Consider the following 20,039-nt stretch of genomic DNA (forward strand, 5'->3'; position numbering starts at 1 on the left):
TTATGCCTCGAACATATATTCCAACTGCTGGGTAAAATTATAATAAGCTTCCCAATTTGGATAATCTTTTAATAATTGCCATGGTTGAGTTAATTTATTCCACCCTAAGTCATTCAGCTGTTGAAGTAATTGTTCTAACTCCTGCAAGAGCTGTGTAAGGTCTTGCTGAAAACGTAGTTGTATATCAAATAATTCTATCTTTTGTCCTAAATGCAGAAATAACGCTATATCTTCATGTTCAGCATCAAGTATTTGATTACATTTCGCTAAAGCCTGCTTTAATGAATCAGGATGAGCTTGGACTCCCTTAATCGCATGATTTAATTCTGCATAGGCATTTGAAGATAATATTCCTCTTAACTCTTGAATATTATCTTTAGCAATAGCAAACTGATTCAGTAACGAATATGTTTGTTTCGTATCCAACATATAGCAATTCAGTAATTCTGCTTGATCAATAACTAGCCCAAATGCTGCTGCAAATTGGGCTGCTTTAGCATCATCTGTAAATGGCAAATGTGATACAGCAAATTGAATTCGCATTAAATAACGACCCAACCAATAAATGTGGTGCGCACTCGAATTGAGTAAAACCATAAATTTCCTCTTTAACCAACCATTAAGAATGTAGCGTTTCAACGACCCATGTATCTTTAATACCTCCTCCTTGTGAGGAGTTAACGACTAAAGAACCTGCCTGCATGGCTACTCGTGTTAAACCTCCGGGCACAATTTCGGTCCGATAAGGAGAACTGAGTACAAACGGGCGTAGGTCGATGTGGCGCTCAGCCACCCCTGCTGTAGTTAAAGTCGGTGCAACCGATAAAGCCAATGTTGGCTGGGCAATATATTCATGCGGTGTAGCAAGCAGTTTTTGTCTAAATTCATCAATTTCACATGAGCTTGCTTTAGGACCAATTAACATGCCATATCCACCCGATCCTTGAGCTTCTTTAATGACCAATTGATCTAAATGAGCCAGTACATAGTCCAGATGTTCTTTCTCACGGCACTGGTAAGTAGGTACATTCTTCAAAATTGGTGTTTCACCCAAATAATATTGGATCATCTGATCAACATATGGATAAATCGATTTATCGTCAGCTACTCCAGTGCCGGGTGCATTGGCAATCACTACATTTTTCTGTAAATAAGCAGACATTAAACCTGCCACACCTAAAGCACTATCAGGTCTAAATGCAAGTGGATCTAAAAAATCATCATCTAAACGGCGATAAATCACATCAACCTTTTGACGGCCGCGAATCGTTTTTACAAATACTTGATCATTTTCTACAAATAAATCTCGATTGGTGACCAGTGGCACATCCATTTCACGTGCCAAAAAAGCGTGTTCATAATAAGCACTGTTAAAACGTCCTGGCGTTAAGACCACAATAAAAGGCTGATCAATTTCAGAGTTTTCTTGAAGTATTTCTTTTAATAAGCTTGGGTAGTGTTCAATACCTTGCAGATTGTTAGCAGCACAGAGCTCAGGCATGAGTTGTTGACTAATATTCCTGCATTCAATCATATAAGATACGCCAGATGGTGTTCTTAAATTATCTTCAAGTACAAAAAACTCGCCTTCACTGTCACGAATAATATCTATTCCGCTAATTTGAGAATAAATTTTGCCTTTAAGCGTGTGTTTAAGCATATGGGGCTGAAAAGCCTCATGACAAATAATCTGACTTTCCGGAATTAATTGCTCTTTTAAAATATGTTGCCCATGATAGATGTCATCTAAAAAATAATTAAGCGCTTTAACTCGCTGTGAGCAGCCAGCTGCGATTTTTTCCCACTGTTTTTTCTCAATAACCCTTGGAATGAGATCAAAAGGTATCGTTCTCTCCACTCCCTCCTTATCACCGTATACGTTAAATGTAATGCCGTGATAGAGAAAATGTTGCTTAGCCTCCGCATTTAATTGTTTCAACTCATCCAAAGTACGAATGCTCAGCCATTGTTCAATTTTTTTAGAGGCCACACCGTTAGACGTTGCATCATCCAACATCTCATTAAAAAACTGCGATTTTAGTTGTTCAAATAGGTTCGACTGTACGGAAAGATTTTCTATAAACGAAGTTTGGTTAAGTAATGCGTTGGTCGCCTGTTCCTGTAAAAAATAATCAATATCGGCTTGTAGGTCTTTCTCTTGTTCTGACATAGCAACCTCGTCTTATCATTTATCTATATTTCATTTTTAAATAAGCAATTTCAGTGCCACTTATATATCTATAATGCTTATTGAGTATCATTGTTATAACTTTCTTCTAAATTTTAGCATTGATTGTAAAAGCTGCTATAAACCAAATCTGACAAACTTGCTAAATCTGTAAAGTTTTTTTATTGTGTTGACACCAAAGCAATTGGATATAGATGTATTACGCTTATGTCTGTAACAGAAAAAGAAACTTCAAATAGTTTATATCGCCAATGGCAGATTCTATCTCGCCTTCCTACCGGTAAATGGATCGGAACTCGAGAATTGCAAGAAATGCTTGAGCGTGAAGGTATTGAAATCAGTTTAAGGACAATTCAGCGTGATTTAAACCAAATTGCTCAGCGTTTTCCAATTGAAAGTAATAAAGCTGTACCTCAAGGCTGGCGTTGGCAATCAGATGCACCAATTCAAAGCTTACCGCATATGACAAGCTCTCAAGCTGTAACTTTTATGATGGTTGAGGAACATCTCAAACATTTACTTCCACCCAGTCTCCTTGACGAGATGGGGCCTTGGTTTGATTTGGCAAAACGTAGTCTGTCTACACAAAATAATGTGAGACAGTGGATTAATCGTGTCCGTATTGTGCCAGCAAGCCAACCTCTTATTCCACCTGTAGTGGACCGTGCTGCTCAGCAGGCAATTTATGAAGGTCTACTACAAGACAAACAGATTGAGTGCGTCTATCGGGCCCGTGTAAATCAAGGCGAAGATAAAACTTATATTTTAAATCCTCTTGCTTTGGTCCAAAAAGGTGCTGTGATTTACTTAATTTGTACTCGCCATGATAAAACTGAAGTACAAACATTTGCCTTGCACCGATTCAAATCTGCTAAAGTTTTAGAAAGTCGGGCTTTACACCCTGTCAATTTCGATATTGACCATTATATTGACTCAGGAGCTTTAGGTTTCAGAGTAGATTACAACCAACCCACTGAATCTATTCAGCTTACTTTAACCATGACCGAGCAAACTGCTAAAACTTTTTATGAAAGTCAGTTAAGTAAAGATCAGACCGTTACCCCAATTGAAGAAAATATTGTCGAAGTTACGGCGACCGTTCCATTTACATCCCAACTCGTATGGTGGTTACGGAGTTTTGGTAAAAAACTGCTTCATATTGAGCCAGTTCAAGTACACAATGCTGTGCGAGAAATTGAGCCTGATAGCAAATAATCAGTAGATATAAAAAAGAGAACCATATGGTTCTCTTTAGATTTTGAATTGTAATTTTCTTAATTTTATATTGGTATTTATACTTTTATTTATTTTCAGATCAATATGTTTTCCCCCGCCAAAACTGATCTGCTTCTTCTTTTGCGCTATGTTGAACATGAGCATTGGCATGCCATTTCATATCCATTGTAGCGAATTGATTTCATTGTCATGTTTAAAGCCCTCTTGTTTGAACGTGAATTTAATATAACTTTCGCTTTAAAACTTGTGAAATAAGAAAAAAAGGATGCAAAATCTCTTTTGATGCTTAGGAAAATTCCATATATTTTTTGATCAGAAAATAAAAAAGCCCAGTCTTAACCGGGCTTTTTTTACACGCTTAAATAATTAAGCCGTTTTTTTCGTCATATTATTTTTACGAATCGTGATCATTACAAGCTGAACAGCGGCTGGGGTAACACCAGGAATACGGCTCGCTTGAGCTAATGTTTCCGGACGAACTGTTTTCAACTTCTGAGTAATTTCGCGAGATAAACCTGAAACGACGTCATAATCAAAATCAGCAGGAATTTTGGTTTCTTCAAGACGTTTTAATTGAGCTACATCTTCATGCTGACGGTTGATATAACCTTCGTATTTAACAGCAATTTCAATTTGCTCGCCGACTTGCTGTGATACGTCAGAACCAGTAAGTTCCGCAATTTGGCCAAAATTAATATTAGGACGTTTAAGCAAGTCAATCGCACTACATTCTTTACTTAAGTCAGCACCTGTCATTTCAACAAACTTTTTACCCATTGGGTTGTTAGGTGCCGCCCATAAATGTTGTAAACGAGATGTTTCGCGCTCAACTGCTTCCATTTTTTCGCAATAAGCCGCCCAACGAACATCATCAACCAAACCAAGCTCACGACCAATAGTTGTTAAACGTTGATCGGCATTATCTTCACGTAACATCAAACGATATTCCGCACGTGAAGTGAACATACGGTATGGCTCTTTCGTACCTAAAGTAATCAAGTCGTCAACCAATACACCCATATAAGCTTGGTCACGTTTAGGTGTCCATTCTTCTTGTTCCCATGCACGGCGTGCAGCATTCAAGCCTGCAAGTAAACCTTGGGCACCCGCTTCTTCATAACCGGTAGTACCATTAATTTGCCCTGCAAAATACAAGCCGTTAATTGCTTTAGTTTCTAGGGTAAATTTCAAAGCTTGCGGGTTGAAATAGTCATATTCGATTGCATAACCCGGACGTAAGATATGGGCATTTTCCATACCGCGAATCGAGCGCACAAGTTCAAACTGAACATCAAATGGTAATGAAGTCGAAATACCATTTGGATAAAGCTCATGTGTATCAAGCCCTTCTGGCTCTAAGAATACCTGATGCGAGTCTTTATCAGAGAAACGATGAATCTTATCTTCAATTGAAGGACAGTAACGTGGACCTACCCCTTCAATAACACCGGTATACATTGGTGAACGGTCTAAACCACCACGAATAATATCATGAGTTTTTTCGTTAGTATGCGTGATATAGCAGTTCACTTGTTCTGGGTGCATAGACACATCACCCATGAACGACATTACCGGAGACGGGAAGTCGCCTGGTTGTGGTGTCATAACAGAAAAATCAACTGAACGTGCATCAATACGTGGAGGTGTACCTGTTTTTAAACGGCCTACCGGTAATTTCAATTCACGAAGACGCTGAGCAAGAGCAATAGAAGGAGGATCACCAGCACGTCCGCCGCTTGATTTCTCTAAACCAACGTGAATAACACCGCCCAAGAATGTACCAGTAGTTAACACAACAGTTTTTGCATCAAAGCGGATACCCATTTGGGTCACAACACCCTTAACTGTATCGCCTTCAACAATCAGGTCATCAGCCGCTTGTTGGAAAATATCAAGATTTGCTTGATTTTCTAAGGTCTCACGAATCGCAGCTTTATAGCGAACACGATCAGCCTGAGCACGCGTTGCACGTACTGCTGCACCTTTACGCGAGTTTAAAATACGGAATTGAATACCGCCTTTATCGGCAGCTAAAGCCATTGCACCGCCAAGCGCATCAATTTCACGAACTAAGTGCGACTTACCAATGCCACCAATTGCTGGGTTACAGCTCATCTGACCCAAAGTCTCAATGTTATGGGTCAAAAGCAAAGTCTGTCGTCCCATACGCGCAGCAGCAAGCGCCGCTTCCGTACCTGCGTGACCGCCACCGATAACGATAACATCATAAACTTTAGGATAGTGCATGAGTACAAAAACACCAGAAAAAAAAGACGGAACATTATAGCAAAATTATCTGCTTATAGATGTACATAATTACAAAATTGTCGTGACATGATTTACGGTAAGCCACATGTTTTGACATTTTGTTTCATGAACTCAATACAAAGTGAATGTTTTTAAAACTTTTTCATTTTAGAATAAAAAACGTACAGCACTTCTATGACTTTAAAATTAACGCAACTAGAAGGAACACAAAATGAAAACGACCATGTTGAAAATCTTAACAGCATCTCTAATTTGTTTTTCAGGCGTAACTTTTACACACGCTGCTGACACGAGCAAAGCCGAAACTCAAAAACAAATTCGAGTGTGTGCAAAAAAACAGCAAGGTGAATGGGTTTCTTACAATCACAACGGTGTAACCTTTAATGGTACTTGCCAGCCGAACGAAAATGGCAAATTACAATTCAAGGCCCCTGCTCCTTAATACAGTTTTGACTTAAGATATAGAGAAATCGTTTTATATTCTTCTATATCACATCATCATTTTCAAAAAGCGGTCCATTAAAGATGGGCCGTTTTCTTTTTTAAACTACTCTAGTCGGCTACAATATGCCTTTAAATAAAATTTTAGGTCCTTTTCGTGAAGTGGTTACAAATACACATTACCGTTGATCAAGAACAAGTTGAATTCACAGAAACACTTTTAATGTCTCTAGGTGCGGTAAGCGTAACTTTGGATGATGCCGAAGATCAGGCTTTACTGGAACCATTACCAGGTGAAACACCACTCTGGAACAAAGTCATTGTTACTGGTATTTACCAACAAGACGAACAAGACCCAATTGATGTTGATACTTTAGAAGCTTTCTTAAAAGCACAACTTCCAGATGTGCCGATGCGTCATGAAGAACTTGAAGATCAAGTTTGGGAACGCGCATGGATGGATTATTATGAGCCAATTCAGATCGGGGAAAAATTCTGGATTGTTCCTGAATGGTTAGAGCCACCAGAAGCAGATGCTACAAATATTAAGCTTGACCCAGGCCTTGCTTTTGGTACAGGTAATCATGCAAGTACTTTCTTATGCTTACAATGGTTAGGTAAAACTGATGTTAAAGATAAGATCGTGATTGATTATGGTTGTGGCTCAGGCATTTTAGGTGTTGCAGCTTTATTATTAGGCGCTAAGAAAGTCTATGCGACAGACATCGACCCACAAGCAGTTTTAGCAACTAAACAAAATGCAGAACTCAATGGTGTATTAGACCGTTTATATGTAGGTCTTCCTGAAGAGTTTGATCAAGAATTCAAACCTCAACAAGCAGATGTTTTAGTCGCAAATATTTTAGCGGGTCCTTTAATGGCACTTGCGCCAGAGTTCGCAAAATTACTTAAATCTGATGGTGATTTCGCACTTGCTGGTGTAATCGAAGAGCAAGTTGCTGATGTTTCAGGTGTTTATTCTGAATTTTTTGATATATTAGATGTCGAAAAGCGCGAAGAAAACTGGTGCCGCATTTCAGGAAAACGTAAAACAACAAATTGAGATGTTTTAACTCATGAATGAAAAACAAACCCGCTGCCCTAAGTGTCTAACAGTTTATAAAGTTTCTCTTACTCAGTTAACTGTTGCTCAGGGTATGGTTTGTTGCCCTAAATGTAATTTAAGTTTTAATGCTCTGACTAATTTAGTAAATGTTGAGCAGCCGGAAACGGTAAACTCATCTGCTTTAGCTCATGGCTCTATGCAAACACGATATATGACCCATTCTCATGTGTTAGATATCTTTGATCAAAAAGTTGAAAACTCTAATATTGATCTTTTGACTTATTTGAATAATTTAAATTACTTCCATAATGAACCTATTAATGCTCTTCCTAATCTTAATTTGGCTGAGCAAGCAACCTCTCCTGAACAAGATAACGGTAAAAAGCATAGCTGGTTGTACTATACGCTTTGGAGTTCTGCAAATCTGATTCTGATTTTGGTTTTTACTTTTCAGATTCTTTGGTTTAACCCTAAACTCATGCAACAAAGCCCTGCGATTAGCCATGCCTTTAATTATGTTTGTCAAATATTGCATTGCAACAAGTCAGCTGAACAATATCAACTTCTTTATATAGAAAAGGTAAAGCTACGTAAAATTGGTACAGAGCATACTCAACTTTCAGGTGTTCTCATAAATCAGAATAATAAAAGTATTGAGTTGCCCAACCTAAAACTCAGCTTTGGCAAAGAAACCGATCAAGAAGAAATCATTTTTACCCCTCAACAATACTTGGTCGAAAATTTACGTGGTATTCAACGTATTCCGACCAATACACCTTTTAGATTCCAAGTTGAGCTAAATAAAAGCAAAAAAAGCCTAGTAAATTATCGATTAGAAATTGTCCACCCCTAATTTGTAAAAAAAGTGAAAAAAAATTAAAAAAAAATGCAGTTAATTTGCTCACTTTTTCCTAGACAATGGTATGATACGCGCCACGAAAGCTTTGACTCATATACTCCTCGCTCTCAATTCAAAAAATATACTGTTAAGCATGTGTGCTTTTCTACATTAAGCGCATAGCCTAACTTTTTTTGTTTTTGAGGGGGCTGTAACAAATATTTAATTATTGTTACGCTTATTTTTTACTCAATACGAAGAAATATGGCAAGCTAATTGTTCTTATGTTTTAGAGTCACTGTTTTAGGATCTAAAACAGGACTCCGTATTTTTAGACCACATTTATATACTACTTTACCCAAGCTAGTATTTGATTTTCGGATTAACTCGCATGAATAGCAAATCTCCTATTTTTACTGCACAATCTGATGTTGCTCTTCGCATCCACGTGGATCGCGCAGTTCGCCATTATTTTGCACAATTGCAAGGTGAGCAACCATCTCAGGTATATGACATGGTGCTAGCAGAAATGGAGAAACCTCTTTTATCTGTAGTTCTAGAATATACTCGTGGTAACCAAACACGTGCCGCAGAAATTCTTGGACTCAACCGTGGCACTTTACGTAAAAAGTTAAAAGCTCACGGTTTAATGAGTGAATAAATGATAAAATGCTCACGGCTTCGTGGGCATTTTTTTTGTGCTTCTAATTGGTTTTAATCCGTAGACTTGAAATTGTTGACTTGAACATCATGACTATTAAACGTGCTTTGATTTCTGTATCAGACAAAACAGGAATTGTCGAATTTGCTCAAAACCTTGCAGCTTTAGGGGTAGAATTATTATCTACAGGCGGCACATACAAGTTGCTTAAAGATAATAATATTGCTGTTGTTGAAGTATCTGAACATACCGGTTTCCCGGAAATGATGGATGGCCGTGTTAAAACACTACATCCAAAAATTCATGGCGGTATTTTGGCTCGTCGTGGTCTAGACGAAGCTGTTATGCAAGAACACAACATCGATCCAATCGATTTAGTTGTAGTTAACCTTTACCCATTTGCGGCTACAGTAGCTAAACCTAACTGTTCTCTTGCTGATGCTATCGAAAATATCGACATCGGTGGTCCAACAATGGTACGTGCTGCTGCTAAGAACCATGCATCTGTCGGTATTGTGGTAAATGCTTCAGATTACGATACAGTTATTAGCGAATTAAAAGCTTCTGGTTCACTTTCTTACGAAACACGCTTCGATTTAGCGGTTAAAGCATTTGAACATACAGCTCAATATGATGGCATGATTGCTTCTTACTTAGGCGCTCGCGTTGGTAAGGCCGAAGGTGAAGCAGATTTATTCCCTCGTACGTTCAATACCCAATTAAACAAAGCACAAGATTTACGTTACGGTGAAAATCCACACCAATCTGCTGCTTTCTATGTTGAAGCAAATGCAAAAGAAGCTTCTGTTTCTACTGCAAAACAATTACAAGGCAAAGAATTGTCTTATAACAACATTGCTGATACTGATGCTGCCCTTGAGTGCGTAAAATCATTTGCAAAACCAGCTTGTGTCATCGTAAAACATGCTAACCCTTGTGGTGTTGCCGTTTCTTTAGACGGTATTAAAGCTGCTTATGATTTAGCTTACGCAACAGATCCAGAATCTGCTTTCGGCGGTATTATTGCATTTAACCGTGAGTTAGATGTTGCTACTGCTCAAGCAATTGTAGATCGCCAATTCGTTGAAGTAATTATTGCTCCAAGCATTGCTGATGGTGTACTTGAAGTTACTGGCGCGAAGAAAAATGTTCGTGTTTTAGTATGTGGTGAATTACCTGCAATTGATGCACGTGCTCCACAACTTGACTATAAACGCGTTAACGGCGGTTTACTTGTTCAAGACCAAGACTTGGGCATGATCACCAAAGATGATCTTAAAGTTGTGACTAAACGTGCACCAACTGAACAAGAAATTGATGACCTTATTTTCGCATGGAAAGTTGCGAAATACGTAAAATCAAACGCTATTGTTTATGCGAAAAACCGTCAAACTATTGGTGTAGGTGCAGGCCAAATGAGCCGTGTTAACTCAGCACGTATCGCAGCAATTAAAGCTGAGCATGCTGGTCTGGTTGTTGAAGGCGCAGTTATGGCATCTGATGCATTCTTCCCGTTCCGTGACGGTATTGATAATGCAGCGAAAGCTGGCATTAAATGCATTATTCAACCGGGTGGTTCTATGCGTGATGAAGAAGTTATTGCAGCTGCTGATGAAGCTGGCATTGCAATGGTCTTCACTGGTATGCGCCATTTCCGCCACTAATTTAAATTTAGTCCTCCCTAACCCTCCTTTTATTCAGGAGGGTTTTCCACAATAATGGAACTATCTCTCCACCTTGAGAAATAGAGGGGGATGAAAAAGGATTAAAGTTAAGGAACAAATTAAAAATGAATATTTTAGTTTTAGGTAGTGGTGGTCGTGAGCATGCTTTAGCATGGAAAATCGCGCAAGATGCCAAAGTTACTCAAGTTTTCGTTGCGCCTGGTAACGCAGGAACTGCAACAGAACCAAAATGCGTTAACGTTCAGCTCGATATTTTAGACAACCCGGCAATTATTGCTTTTGCTAAAGAAAATAATGTTGAACTGATTGTTGTTGGCCCAGAAGCGCCATTAGTAAATGGTGTTGTTGATGCTGCGCGTGAAGCAGGCGTAAAAATTTGGGGACCTACTCAATATGCAGCACAGCTTGAAGGTTCAAAAGCATTTGCTAAGCACTTTTTAAAACGCCACAACATTCCAACTGCTTTTTATGAAGTATTTACGGAAGTTGATGCAGCAAAAGCTTATGTTGAAAAAAATGGTGCACCAATTGTAATTAAAGCTGACGGTCTTGCGGCTGGTAAAGGCGTTATCGTTGCAATGACCAATGAAGAAGCTTTTGCAGCAATTGATGACATGCTTGCAGGCAACAAATTTGGTGATGCAGGCTCACGTGTTGTAATTGAACAGTTCCTTGCTGGTGAAGAAGCTTCTTTCATTTGTATGATTGACGGTAAAAACATTTTACCAATGGCAACTTCACAAGATCACAAACGTATTTTTGAAGGTGACCAAGGTCCTAACACAGGTGGTATGGGTGCCTACTCTCCTGCTCCAGTTGTGACTCCAGACGTTTTTGAGCGTGTAATGAATGAAATTATGCGCCCAACTGTTGATGGTATGGCTGCTGATGGACATGTTTATACTGGCTTCTTATATGCTGGTTTAATGATTGATGAACAAGGTCAACCACGCGTAATTGAGTTTAACTGCCGTTTCGGTGATCCGGAAACTCAACCTATCATGATGCGTTTGAAGTCATCTCTTGTTGATTTGGTTGAAGCAGGTATCGCAGGTAACTTACCAAGCGAAGCAGAATGGGATGAGCGTAAGTCAATCGGTATTGTACTTGCAGCAGAAGGTTACCCAGACAGCGTGCGTAAAGGTGACGTTATCTCAGGTATCGGTCAATCACCAGAAGATACTAAAATCTTCCATGCAGGTACTGCTACTCGTGAAGATGGCCATATCGTTACTTCTGGCGGACGTGTACTTTGCGTGACTGCTCTAGGTGACAGCGTTCTTGAAGCACAAATCAATGCTTTAGAAGTATGTGGGCAAGTAACCTTCACAGGTATGCAATACCGCAGTGACATTGGTTACCGTGCTATTGCTCGTGAAAAAGCTGAATAAAAATTTAAATAGTAAAAAAGCTCTCTTATGAGGGCTTTTTTATTTTGCTTATTCACTTATCACAAATATTCATATTAATCTTAATTTTTATTCAATTCTGATTAATAAGATCGAAACATGTCCACTATATTGAATATGTTTTTATTGTTATGATTGGTTAAACCGTTGGAACTTTCAACATCACCAATTTTCCCAGCTGAGAGCCAACCTGAATGGTTGAGATCTCTCATAATCAGGACTTTTTTTACATGAAAAAGCTGATCAGTCTTTTTTTAAGCGCGTCTGTAGTATTACTTGCAGCTTGCGGCAAACAGCAAAATGAACCACAAAATGGCAAAGACTCTGCTCAGTTACAAACTGTAGTCATTGCTTCTACTGGTTCTGACGCTGATATTTGGCGCTATATTGCAACTTTACCGGAAACTAAAGCTGCGGGTCTTAAACTTGAGGTGAAAAACTTCACTGATTATGTTGCAATGAATACAGCTACTGCAAACAAAGAAGTTGACCTAAATGCATTCCAATCTTATGCCTACCTTGTTGCATTTAATGCTTCAAATAAAGATAAGATTGCTCCTGTTGCTACAACTTATCTTGAACCAATGGGTATTTACTCAAGTAAATACAAAAAAGTTGATGAGTTCCCTCAAGGTGCAAGCATTGCTATTCCTAATGATGCAGCGAACGAAGCTCGTGCATTGTTATTGTTACAAAGCGCAGGTCTAATCAAGCTTAAAGCTGACTTTGATCCAGCGAAAGGCACTCCAAGCGATATTACTGACAACAGCAAAAAAATTGACATTAAACCAATTCAGATGGCAACTGCTGTTCGTGTAAAAGACGAAGTTGATGCAATTGTTTTAGGTAATACTTTAGCAATGGAAGGTGGTTTAAATGTGCTTAAAGATTCTATCTATTATGAGCCAGTTGACCAAAGCACAAAGCTGAATGTAAATATTCTTGCAACTGCTGAATCACGTAAAGATGACCCTGTTCTTCAGAAAGTTGGTCAGCTTTACCACACTGAAGCTGTTAAAAAATACGTTGAACAGGACTTTGGTGGTACAAAAGTTGACGTGAATCAGCCAATCAGCTACCTCACGCAAGCTAAATAGTAATATAATAGCTGCAACGCGAAACAGGCAAAGACTCTTTGCCTGTTTTTTCTTTTTAGCATAGTTTTTGACGACATGATTCAATTTAAAAACATTTCAAAGCACTATCAGCTTAAAGGCCAAACTATACGTGCACTGGACCAAATTAATTTGGAAATTCCTGAAGGCAGTATTTTCGGCATTATTGGCTATAGTGGTGCAGGTAAAAGTACTTTAATCCGCCTGATTAACTTACTTGAACGACCAAATGAAGGTCAGGTTATCATTAATCAAAAGGACTTCACTGCTTTGGATGCGCGTTCATTACGTCAGGAACGTGCAAATATTGGTATGATTTTTCAGCACTTCAATTTGCTTCAAACCAAAACAGTTGCTGAAAATATTGAAATGCCAATGCGTCTGCTAAATTACAGCAAAGCAGAACGTGAAAAGCGTTTAAATGAGTTACTTGAATTCATTGATCTTAAGCATAAAAAAGATGCTTATCCAGATGAGCTTTCTGGCGGTCAGAAACAACGTGTTGGTATCGCTCGTGCTTTAGCCAACCACCCTAAAATTCTTTTGTGTGATGAGGCCACCTCTGCCCTCGACCCACAAACGACAAAGTCGGTTTTAGAATTATTAAAGAAAATTAACCAAGAGCAAAAAATCACAATCGTCATGGTAACTCATGAAATGGATGTGATTGAGACTGTATGTGACCATGTTGCTGTCATGGAAGCTGGTAAAGTGATTGAGCAAGGCTCAACCATTGATATCTTTAGTAATCCACAACATCCGACAACTAAAAACTTTATACAAACTGTTTTACATCAGCAGTTGCCTGTAAATATTTTAAATCAACTGGAAAACCAGCATCATCACAGCATTTATTGCTTACAGTTCTTAGGGCGTTCAGCACAAGAGCCTGTGATTCAGTCGCTTATTAAACAATTTGATATTAGTTTAAATATCTTATTTGCCAATATGACTGAAATTAACGGCACCGTCATTGGTCAGATGTTTGTACAGCTTTTAGGTGATCCACAGTTGATTCGTCAGGCGATTGAGTTTTTAGAGAAAAATGAAGTGAGTGTAGTTCAATCAGGAGATCAAGTATGAGAGATTTAATCGTACAGTGGTTAACTGAACTTACTCAACCTTTCTGGCACAGTTCACTTTCAATTGACCAGTTTGTAACTGCATTGCAAGAAACCTTCCATATGGTGTTCTTTGCGCTTTTATTTGGTGGTATTTGGGGCTTTATCCAAGGGATTATTCTACTTGTAACCCGCCCAGAAGGCATTTTGCCAAATAAATTCATTTATCATTTACTCAACCCAATTGTAAATGCTTTACGTTCTCTGCCATTTATTATTTTACTTATTGCAGTTATTCCACTGACCAAATTATTGGTAGGAACTTCAATTGGTACATGGGCAGCGATCGTTCCTTTAACAATTTACGTTGGACCATATATGGGACGTCTTATTGAGACTTCCCTGCTTGAAGTAAATGAAGGAATTATCGAATCTGCTCAAGCTATGGGTGCAACACCTTGGCAGATTATTTCGCGCTTTATCTTACCTGAAGCTCGTAGTTCGCTTATTTTGAACTTAACGACTGCTACGATTAGCCTTATTGGTGCAACCGCTATGGCGGGTGCAGTTGGTGCTGGTGGTATTGGTGACTTGGCAATTTCTTATGGCTATCAACGTTTTGATACAAGCGTCGTTATTTTAACGGTTATTGTATTATTACTTTTGGTACAAATCGTTCAAATGCTAGGAAATTGGCTCGCAAAAATGCGCTAATTGAACTCCTACAAAAGCCCTCTTCCATGAGGGCTTTTTTATTTTAGAGAGTCTAATTTATAGAGCATTTTATTAGACAGGTTACTCAAGGTAATTTCTGTTATTATCAAAATTAGCCCGTAGATACTGCTTTGGGATTTAGTTTCAGGATAAAAAAATGCGTTATAGAATTCATTATATTGATGTGCAAAATGCCCTACAAAACTATATCTGGATTTTAGAAGATACTGAGACTCATGAAGCTGTTGCAGTTGATCCAACAGAGGCTGAGTTAGTCACCCACTTTTGCCAAGAACATCAATTAACTCTAAAACAGATTTGGCTTACCCATTGGCATAAAGACCATATCGGCGGTGTTGCTGATTTAACGGCTAATACGCCTATGGCGGTATATGGCCCAAGAGATGAACTAAGTAAAATCCCTGGCATTACTCATCCCTTACAACACGATGATCATCTAAAATTTAATGATTTAAAAGTAGAGATTATTGCAACACCAGGCCATACCTTAGGTCATATTGTATATTTTATTGAAGAGCTTAATACCCTCTTTTGTGGAGATACCTTATTTGCAATGGGATGCGGGCGACTATTTGAAGGTACAGCAGAACAGATGTACCACTCACTAAATCGTCTTGCTGCACTACCCACTGCAACAAAAGTGTATTGCACACATGAATATACACTTTCTAATGCGGAATTTGCCTTAAGTGTAGAACCTGAAAACCACGCACTGCAAGAACGTGCTGAACAAGTCCGCATGCTTCGTCAAGAAGGTAAAATTACCTTGCCAAGTAGTATTGAACTTGAACTAGCAACAAATCCCTTTTTACGTGCTGAAAGTGTAGATGAGTTCGCTCACTTACGTAGCTTAAAAGACAATTTTTAAAATTATAAGCTTTCAACCAAGATACAGTTTAATTTTAAGAACTGTATCTTTTTGAATAAAGCATGTTGCATGAAATTATTTTTTACATTTATTGATTTTAGATTAATTTAAATTGATTAAATTTTATCCCAATATCATTATTTTAAAATATATATAAAAAACAAAAACTTAAAATTTATAAATATCCAGATTAATTACATAAAAACTTAATAAATTTATAAAATGAAGGATATTGCTTTATCTATTTTACTTTTTTTACAAGATGCAAAATAAAACAAAGTTTTCCCCCTTTAAAAAATTCGAGTAAATCCCTATTAATAAATAAGGTGTAAGACACGGATAGAAGGAGTTCTCACGTGAAAAAGGTTGTTAAAGCGAAAAATTTAATTGCGTTCCGTATTTGGTTAGAAAAATTAGGGTATTCGGTTAAAAACCTTGCTGATGGAAAAGGTTTTACTTTCAGTTTTAAAAAAGAATATGGCTTAGTGACCTGTGATTTGGCAGGTAATGCTTTAGCAATGCAATTAGGTGAAGAGTTTGAGGATCACTTAAAAGCATAAGCCTAGGTTATTTAATATACTATTTATAGTATAGGTAACTCAAAAGTTCTGCTTTTTAAAAAGTAGTTCTATACGAGAATTTGTGAAATTTTTATAGTGGCTTTTTCCTTAATAACTATTAATGAGTAGATAGTTTTTAAATTATATTTTTTGATCATTAAATAATAAAACCTGTAGCATAGCACCTCTCCCGATTTGCCAGTTGCTACAGGTTTTTATTTCGAATTAAAAATTAAATAATTAATTCGTTTTCGATTTGCGTAATGCTTTATCTAGAACATCCTTGTCCAGAGCTTTGTCCCAACGGGCAACTACAATGGTTGCACATGCATTACCAATTAAATTGGTTAATGCACGACACTCCGACATAAAACGGTCAATACCTAAAATAAGCGCCATACCTGCCACTGGTACAGCAGGTACTACCGACAAAGTAGCTGCGAGTGTAATAAAGCCTGCGCCCGTTACCCCTGCCGCACCTTTAGAACTCACCATTGCCACTAAAAGCAATGCAACCTGCTCACCAATTGATAAATCAACATTACATGCTTGTGCAATAAATAAAGCTGCCATAGTCATATAGATATTAGTTCCATCAAGGTTAAATGAGTAACCTGTTGGAATGACAAGACCTACTACAGATTTTTCACAACCTGCTTTTTGCATTTTATCCATTAAAGATGGTAAAGCAGCTTCAGAAGAGCTTGTACCTAAAACTAACCAGAGTTCGTCTTTGATGTAACGAATTAAATCGATAATTGAAAAGCCATTGTAGCGTGCTACAGCCCCTAAAATGATTAATACGAACAGCACTGCCGTGATATAGAAAGTCATAATCAATAGTAATAAATTACCGATTGATTCGATTCCATACGCACCGATAGTAAATGCCATAGCACCAAAAGCTCCAATTGGTGCAAGTTTCATTAACATGCCAACCAAATAGAAAACCGGAGCCGTGAGGTTATTTAAAAAATCAGTAATTGGACGTGCACGGTCACCCAAGGCAGCTAAAGAAATACCAAATAGGACTGCTACAAATAGAACCTGCAAAATTTCACCACCAGCAAGCGGACTCACTAATGTTTGCGGGATAATATTCATGAAAAAGTCAGTAATATTTGTAGCATGAGCCTTTTCAACGTAACTATTTACTTTATCGTTGACTAAGGTTGCCGGGTCAATATTTAGGCCTTTACCAGGTTGAATGATATTAGCCACAATCATACCAACCACAAGCGCAAGGCTAGAGAAAGTAAGGAAATATAGCATTGCCTTACCTGTCACTCGCCCAACTCGACTCATGTTCGTCATGCTGGCAATACCGGTAACCACTGTCAAAAAGATTACGGGAGCAATAATCATTTTGACGATTTTGATGAATGCATCACCAAGCGGTTTTAAGCTCTCGCCAAGTTCTGGGTAAAAATGACCAATTAAAATGCCCAAAATAATTGCAAAGATGACCTGTACATACAAAATTTGATGAAACTTTTGTTTTTTCTGTACCGTTTCTTGGTCAAGGGTATTGAAATCCATTATCTAAATACCTTTTCGATGGGGATAAAAAAATAAAATATAAAGCGTGCACCACAAGCTGCTTTAAATGAAGTGGAGCCATTGTAAAGAATAAAAAACACCCTGTGTCATAAATTTAAAAAATGTAAAATTTAAAAACCATGCATAATTTTGTATAGAAAATATTTATCTCAATAAGTTTCATAAAACTCAAAGCCTTCAAAAATTTACATAAATGCATGTTTATAAAATAATTTAATTAATTACATCATTCATTATCTATGTTTATTTTTGATTTTTAAATGAGCAGAACAGGTATTTTAAAAATAAATGATTAACTCATCCTCATATCAATCTTAAATTATGAGAATTTATTTTTTAAATAATAAGAAAGATTGATATATATTTATTTAATAAAAACAAGGGACTAGTCTTTTTATAGATTTTATCTACTTATTTTTTATAAAAAGACGGTTTAAAAGGTCATATACATACTCAAGACTAAGATCATGATTGGTAAATAAAATTCGAAATAACATAGGTGCGATTACTGCCTCGATGATTTCCTGATTAGGTATAGTAAGCTCATTACGTAATTTTGCCCTGTTTTGAATAATATCGAGCTGCTGGATAATTAAAGTCTCACATTTACGGGCATTAGAATCCGAGTTTGATGTATAGAGTACATCTCGCAATAAGTCTTGCCCAACCTCTGAAGCATATTCTTCAAAATATTGCTCAACCCATGCTGTAATATCTTGTTGGAACGAACCTAAATCTTTGGGTTCCATATCAGGCTTGAGTTCATTTAAAGCTACATCTGAAAATAATTGATTGATGTCACCCCATCGACGGTAAATGGTTGAAGGTGTAACCCCTGCCTGCACTGCAATCATAGGAATAGTAATTTGGCTTTGCTCAAAATCTTTTTGTAGTTCTTTTACAGCTTGATGCACCGCAGTTTGTATCCTTTCGCTGCGTCCACCAGGGCGTAATCCAGTAACAACTTTTGCCATTTATAAACTCTGTAAAGGGATCAAAAAATTTATAAATATTTATAACTATATACAAAATACACTAAAGCTAAGGATTTGCTTTAGTGGAAAAATAATGTATAAAAGCTAAATATTTGCTTTTATGTTATTCATCTTATATGAACAATTCAAGTTCAAAACGGTCAAGAGCTGTTTTTCAATTAGATGCGGCAAGTGCTTTGACACTTAATACCATCACGCTCATGACATTCATGGCTGCATCTAGTGCGCCGACACCACTCTACCGCCTATACCAACAGCTTTGGCAATTTTCACCGGTTACATTGACTTTGATTTTTGCCACCTATGCTTTTACGCTGCTTGGCTCATTACTCATTATTGGTTCTTTGTCTGACTATATTGGACGCCGCCCAGTCATTATTGCAGCTATTACTCTGCAAATTATTTCAATGAGCTTTTTTTTATTTGCTTCAGATGTTTCGATGTTATTCATTGCACGAGGCTTACAAGGAATCGCAACAGGGCTTGCTGTTTCAGCTATAGGCGCAGCAATTTTAGATTTTAGTAAGCTTCATGGCTCACTGATTAATAGTATTGCACCAATGATAGGTATGGCTGTTGGAATTTTTCTGACTTGTTCTATTTTGCAATTCTCTGCCCACCCCTTACAGCTTGTTTTTGAGTTCTTATGTTTTCTTCTTATTTGTGAACTCATTTTAAGTTTTCTTACTCCAGAGACCGCACAAAGAAGATCCGGTGCACTTGCTTCATTAAAACCCAATATGGCCATTCCTCCACAGACAAAAAGCGCTTTATTGAGTATTAGCCCGATTAACATTGCACTTTGGATGGTCAGTGGTTTCTTCCTATCGCTTATGCCATCTTTACTGGCAAAAATTTTCCACACGTCATCGGCATGGCTAAACGGGATTATGTTTATGGCGCTCGCCCTTTCCGGTGCGGTAGGTATATTAACGCTTAGGAAGTCGACAAATTTCCGTATTTTATTAACCGGTACGCTCTCGATTGCTATTGGTGCCATTGTCTTATTCATCGCCATTAATCTAACCAATGCTGTAGTTCTATTTTTAGGTTCTATTATTACTGGAGTTGGTTTTGGTACAGCATTTATGGGGGCTATTCGTAGTGTAATGCCATTGGCACTTCCCGAAGAACGTGCGGGTCTTATGGCTGCTTTTTTTGTTGAAAGTTATTTGGCTTTTAGTATTCCTGCAATTTTAGCTGGCTATTTTGTAGGTAAAATTGGGCTGATGAGTACGGCAAATAGTTATATTGGTTTTATTATCTTATTGTCACTGGTCGCCCTTCAGATGATTATTAGAAATTTTAAAAATAAATAAGCCATAAAAAATAGCCTCACTAGAGGCTATTTTT

Annotated in this window: 18 protein-coding genes; 13 read left to right on the plus strand and 5 right to left on the minus strand. The window is 37.7% G+C overall.

Going from position 1 to position 20,039, the window contains the following annotated elements; all coding sequences use genetic code 11:
- The gene (locus tag EGS71_RS05580) at window positions 1-597 is read right to left on the minus strand and encodes an alpha-E domain-containing protein (RefSeq protein ID WP_000243518.1); all 597 of its coding nucleotides are present in this window, start codon (window positions 595-597) and stop codon (window positions 1-3) included.
- A 22-nt stretch (window positions 598-619) separates the two neighbouring features.
- Window positions 620-2,170: a circularly permuted type 2 ATP-grasp protein gene (locus EGS71_RS05585; protein WP_001295024.1), complete on the minus strand. Its 1,551-nt coding sequence runs from the start codon at window positions 2,168-2,170 to the stop codon at window positions 620-622.
- A gap of 225 nt (window positions 2,171-2,395) precedes the next feature.
- Here EGS71_RS05585 and EGS71_RS22545 point away from each other — a divergent pair, with 225 nt between their 5' ends.
- Window positions 2,396-3,403 (plus strand): helix-turn-helix transcriptional regulator, encoded by a 1,008-nt coding sequence (locus EGS71_RS22545; protein ID WP_000117150.1) that lies wholly within the window; start codon window positions 2,396-2,398, stop codon window positions 3,401-3,403.
- Window positions 3,404-3,790: 387 nt separating this feature from the next.
- Here EGS71_RS22545 and mnmG read toward each other — a convergent pair whose 3' ends face one another.
- The gene (mnmG, locus tag EGS71_RS05595; protein ID WP_000559182.1) at window positions 3,791-5,671 is read right to left on the minus strand and encodes a tRNA uridine-5-carboxymethylaminomethyl(34) synthesis enzyme MnmG; all 1,881 of its coding nucleotides are present in this window, start codon (window positions 5,669-5,671) and stop codon (window positions 3,791-3,793) included.
- Between the two features lie 232 nt (window positions 5,672-5,903).
- Here mnmG and EGS71_RS05600 point away from each other — a divergent pair, with 232 nt between their 5' ends.
- The 11 genes from EGS71_RS05600 (at window position 5,904) to EGS71_RS05650 (ending at window position 16,131) form a co-directional block, all read left to right on the plus strand.
- The gene (locus EGS71_RS05600; RefSeq protein ID WP_000859008.1) at window positions 5,904-6,134 is read left to right on the plus strand and encodes a hypothetical protein; all 231 of its coding nucleotides are present in this window, start codon (window positions 5,904-5,906) and stop codon (window positions 6,132-6,134) included.
- A gap of 156 nt (window positions 6,135-6,290) precedes the next feature.
- Window positions 6,291-7,196: a 50S ribosomal protein L11 methyltransferase gene (gene prmA, locus EGS71_RS05605; RefSeq protein ID WP_000871703.1), complete on the plus strand. Its 906-nt coding sequence runs from the start codon at window positions 6,291-6,293 to the stop codon at window positions 7,194-7,196.
- A gap of 13 nt (window positions 7,197-7,209) precedes the next feature.
- Window positions 7,210-8,052 carry a zinc-ribbon and DUF3426 domain-containing protein gene (locus EGS71_RS05610; protein WP_001003281.1) on the plus strand — a complete coding sequence of 281 codons (843 nt, stop codon included), beginning with the start codon at window positions 7,210-7,212 and terminating at the stop codon, window positions 8,050-8,052.
- A gap of 376 nt (window positions 8,053-8,428) precedes the next feature.
- Window positions 8,429-8,698 (plus strand): DNA-binding transcriptional regulator Fis, encoded by a 270-nt coding sequence (fis, locus tag EGS71_RS05615; RefSeq protein ID WP_001086304.1) that lies wholly within the window; start codon window positions 8,429-8,431, stop codon window positions 8,696-8,698.
- A gap of 89 nt (window positions 8,699-8,787) precedes the next feature.
- Window positions 8,788-10,362, plus strand: a complete 1,575-nt coding sequence (gene purH / locus EGS71_RS05620) for a bifunctional phosphoribosylaminoimidazolecarboxamide formyltransferase/IMP cyclohydrolase (protein WP_000153210.1) — start codon at window positions 8,788-8,790, stop codon at window positions 10,360-10,362.
- A gap of 125 nt (window positions 10,363-10,487) precedes the next feature.
- Window positions 10,488-11,774 (plus strand): phosphoribosylamine--glycine ligase, encoded by a 1,287-nt coding sequence (gene purD / locus EGS71_RS05625; RefSeq protein ID WP_001024112.1) that lies wholly within the window; start codon window positions 10,488-10,490, stop codon window positions 11,772-11,774.
- A 248-nt stretch (window positions 11,775-12,022) separates the two neighbouring features.
- The gene (locus tag EGS71_RS05630) at window positions 12,023-12,889 is read left to right on the plus strand and encodes a MetQ/NlpA family ABC transporter substrate-binding protein (protein WP_002009704.1); all 867 of its coding nucleotides are present in this window, start codon (window positions 12,023-12,025) and stop codon (window positions 12,887-12,889) included.
- Between the two features lie 75 nt (window positions 12,890-12,964).
- A complete protein-coding gene (locus tag EGS71_RS05635) occupies window positions 12,965-13,990 on the plus strand; it encodes a methionine ABC transporter ATP-binding protein (protein WP_000614025.1) in 1,026 nt (341 codons plus the stop codon).
- Window positions 13,987-14,682 (plus strand): methionine ABC transporter permease, encoded by a 696-nt coding sequence (locus EGS71_RS05640; protein ID WP_001205190.1) that lies wholly within the window; start codon window positions 13,987-13,989, stop codon window positions 14,680-14,682. The genes EGS71_RS05635 and EGS71_RS05640 overlap by 4 nt, the downstream gene beginning before the upstream one ends.
- Before the next feature lie 157 nt (window positions 14,683-14,839).
- Window positions 14,840-15,571 carry a hydroxyacylglutathione hydrolase gene (gene gloB / locus EGS71_RS05645; protein ID WP_001270568.1) on the plus strand — a complete coding sequence of 244 codons (732 nt, stop codon included), beginning with the start codon at window positions 14,840-14,842 and terminating at the stop codon, window positions 15,569-15,571.
- Window positions 15,572-15,927: 356 nt separating this feature from the next.
- Window positions 15,928-16,131: a hypothetical protein gene (locus tag EGS71_RS05650; protein WP_000758190.1), complete on the plus strand. Its 204-nt coding sequence runs from the start codon at window positions 15,928-15,930 to the stop codon at window positions 16,129-16,131.
- A 240-nt stretch (window positions 16,132-16,371) separates the two neighbouring features.
- Here EGS71_RS05650 and EGS71_RS05655 read toward each other — a convergent pair whose 3' ends face one another.
- Together EGS71_RS05655 and EGS71_RS05660 are read right to left on the minus strand one after the other, a co-directional pair.
- Window positions 16,372-17,670: a dicarboxylate/amino acid:cation symporter gene (locus EGS71_RS05655; protein ID WP_000347180.1), complete on the minus strand. Its 1,299-nt coding sequence runs from the start codon at window positions 17,668-17,670 to the stop codon at window positions 16,372-16,374.
- 428 nt (window positions 17,671-18,098) lie between these two features.
- A complete protein-coding gene (locus EGS71_RS05660) occupies window positions 18,099-18,665 on the minus strand; it encodes a TetR/AcrR family transcriptional regulator (RefSeq protein WP_001151706.1) in 567 nt (188 codons plus the stop codon).
- A gap of 137 nt (window positions 18,666-18,802) precedes the next feature.
- Between EGS71_RS05660 and EGS71_RS05665 the strand changes: the two genes are divergently transcribed.
- The gene (locus EGS71_RS05665; RefSeq protein ID WP_001066113.1) at window positions 18,803-20,005 is read left to right on the plus strand and encodes an MFS transporter; all 1,203 of its coding nucleotides are present in this window, start codon (window positions 18,803-18,805) and stop codon (window positions 20,003-20,005) included.
- The last annotated feature ends 34 nt before the right edge of the window (window positions 20,006-20,039 follow it).

Source organism: Acinetobacter sp. FDAARGOS_559 (genome assembly GCF_003940475.1).
Taxonomy (GTDB): domain Bacteria; phylum Pseudomonadota; class Gammaproteobacteria; order Pseudomonadales; family Moraxellaceae; genus Acinetobacter; species Acinetobacter baumannii.

Bases quoted from the DNA above. Each gene is read 5' to 3' on its own strand.
- EGS71_RS05580 (WP_000243518.1), bottom strand. From the start codon at position 597: ATGGTTTTACTCAATTCGAGTGCGCACCACATTTATTGGTTGGGTCGT.
- EGS71_RS05585 (WP_001295024.1), bottom strand. From the start codon at position 2,170: ATGTCAGAACAAGAGAAAGACCTACAAGCCGATATTGATTATTTTTTA.
- EGS71_RS22545 (WP_000117150.1), top strand. From the start codon at position 2,396: ATGTCTGTAACAGAAAAAGAAACTTCAAATAGTTTATATCGCCAATGG.
- mnmG (WP_000559182.1), bottom strand. From the start codon at position 5,671: ATGCACTATCCTAAAGTTTATGATGTTATCGTTATCGGTGGCGGTCAC.
- EGS71_RS05600 (WP_000859008.1), top strand. From the start codon at position 5,904: ATGAAAACGACCATGTTGAAAATCTTAACAGCATCTCTAATTTGTTTT.
- EGS71_RS05610 (WP_001003281.1), top strand. From the start codon at position 7,210: ATGAATGAAAAACAAACCCGCTGCCCTAAGTGTCTAACAGTTTATAAA.
- fis (WP_001086304.1), top strand. From the start codon at position 8,429: ATGAATAGCAAATCTCCTATTTTTACTGCACAATCTGATGTTGCTCTT.
- purH (WP_000153210.1), top strand. From the start codon at position 8,788: ATGACTATTAAACGTGCTTTGATTTCTGTATCAGACAAAACAGGAATT.
- purD (WP_001024112.1), top strand. From the start codon at position 10,488: ATGAATATTTTAGTTTTAGGTAGTGGTGGTCGTGAGCATGCTTTAGCA.
- EGS71_RS05630 (WP_002009704.1), top strand. From the start codon at position 12,023: ATGAAAAAGCTGATCAGTCTTTTTTTAAGCGCGTCTGTAGTATTACTT.
- EGS71_RS05635 (WP_000614025.1), top strand. From the start codon at position 12,965: ATGATTCAATTTAAAAACATTTCAAAGCACTATCAGCTTAAAGGCCAA.
- EGS71_RS05640 (WP_001205190.1), top strand. From the start codon at position 13,987: ATGAGAGATTTAATCGTACAGTGGTTAACTGAACTTACTCAACCTTTC.
- gloB (WP_001270568.1), top strand. From the start codon at position 14,840: ATGCGTTATAGAATTCATTATATTGATGTGCAAAATGCCCTACAAAAC.
- EGS71_RS05655 (WP_000347180.1), bottom strand. From the start codon at position 17,670: ATGGATTTCAATACCCTTGACCAAGAAACGGTACAGAAAAAACAAAAG.
- EGS71_RS05660 (WP_001151706.1), bottom strand. From the start codon at position 18,665: ATGGCAAAAGTTGTTACTGGATTACGCCCTGGTGGACGCAGCGAAAGG.
- EGS71_RS05665 (WP_001066113.1), top strand. From the start codon at position 18,803: ATGAACAATTCAAGTTCAAAACGGTCAAGAGCTGTTTTTCAATTAGAT.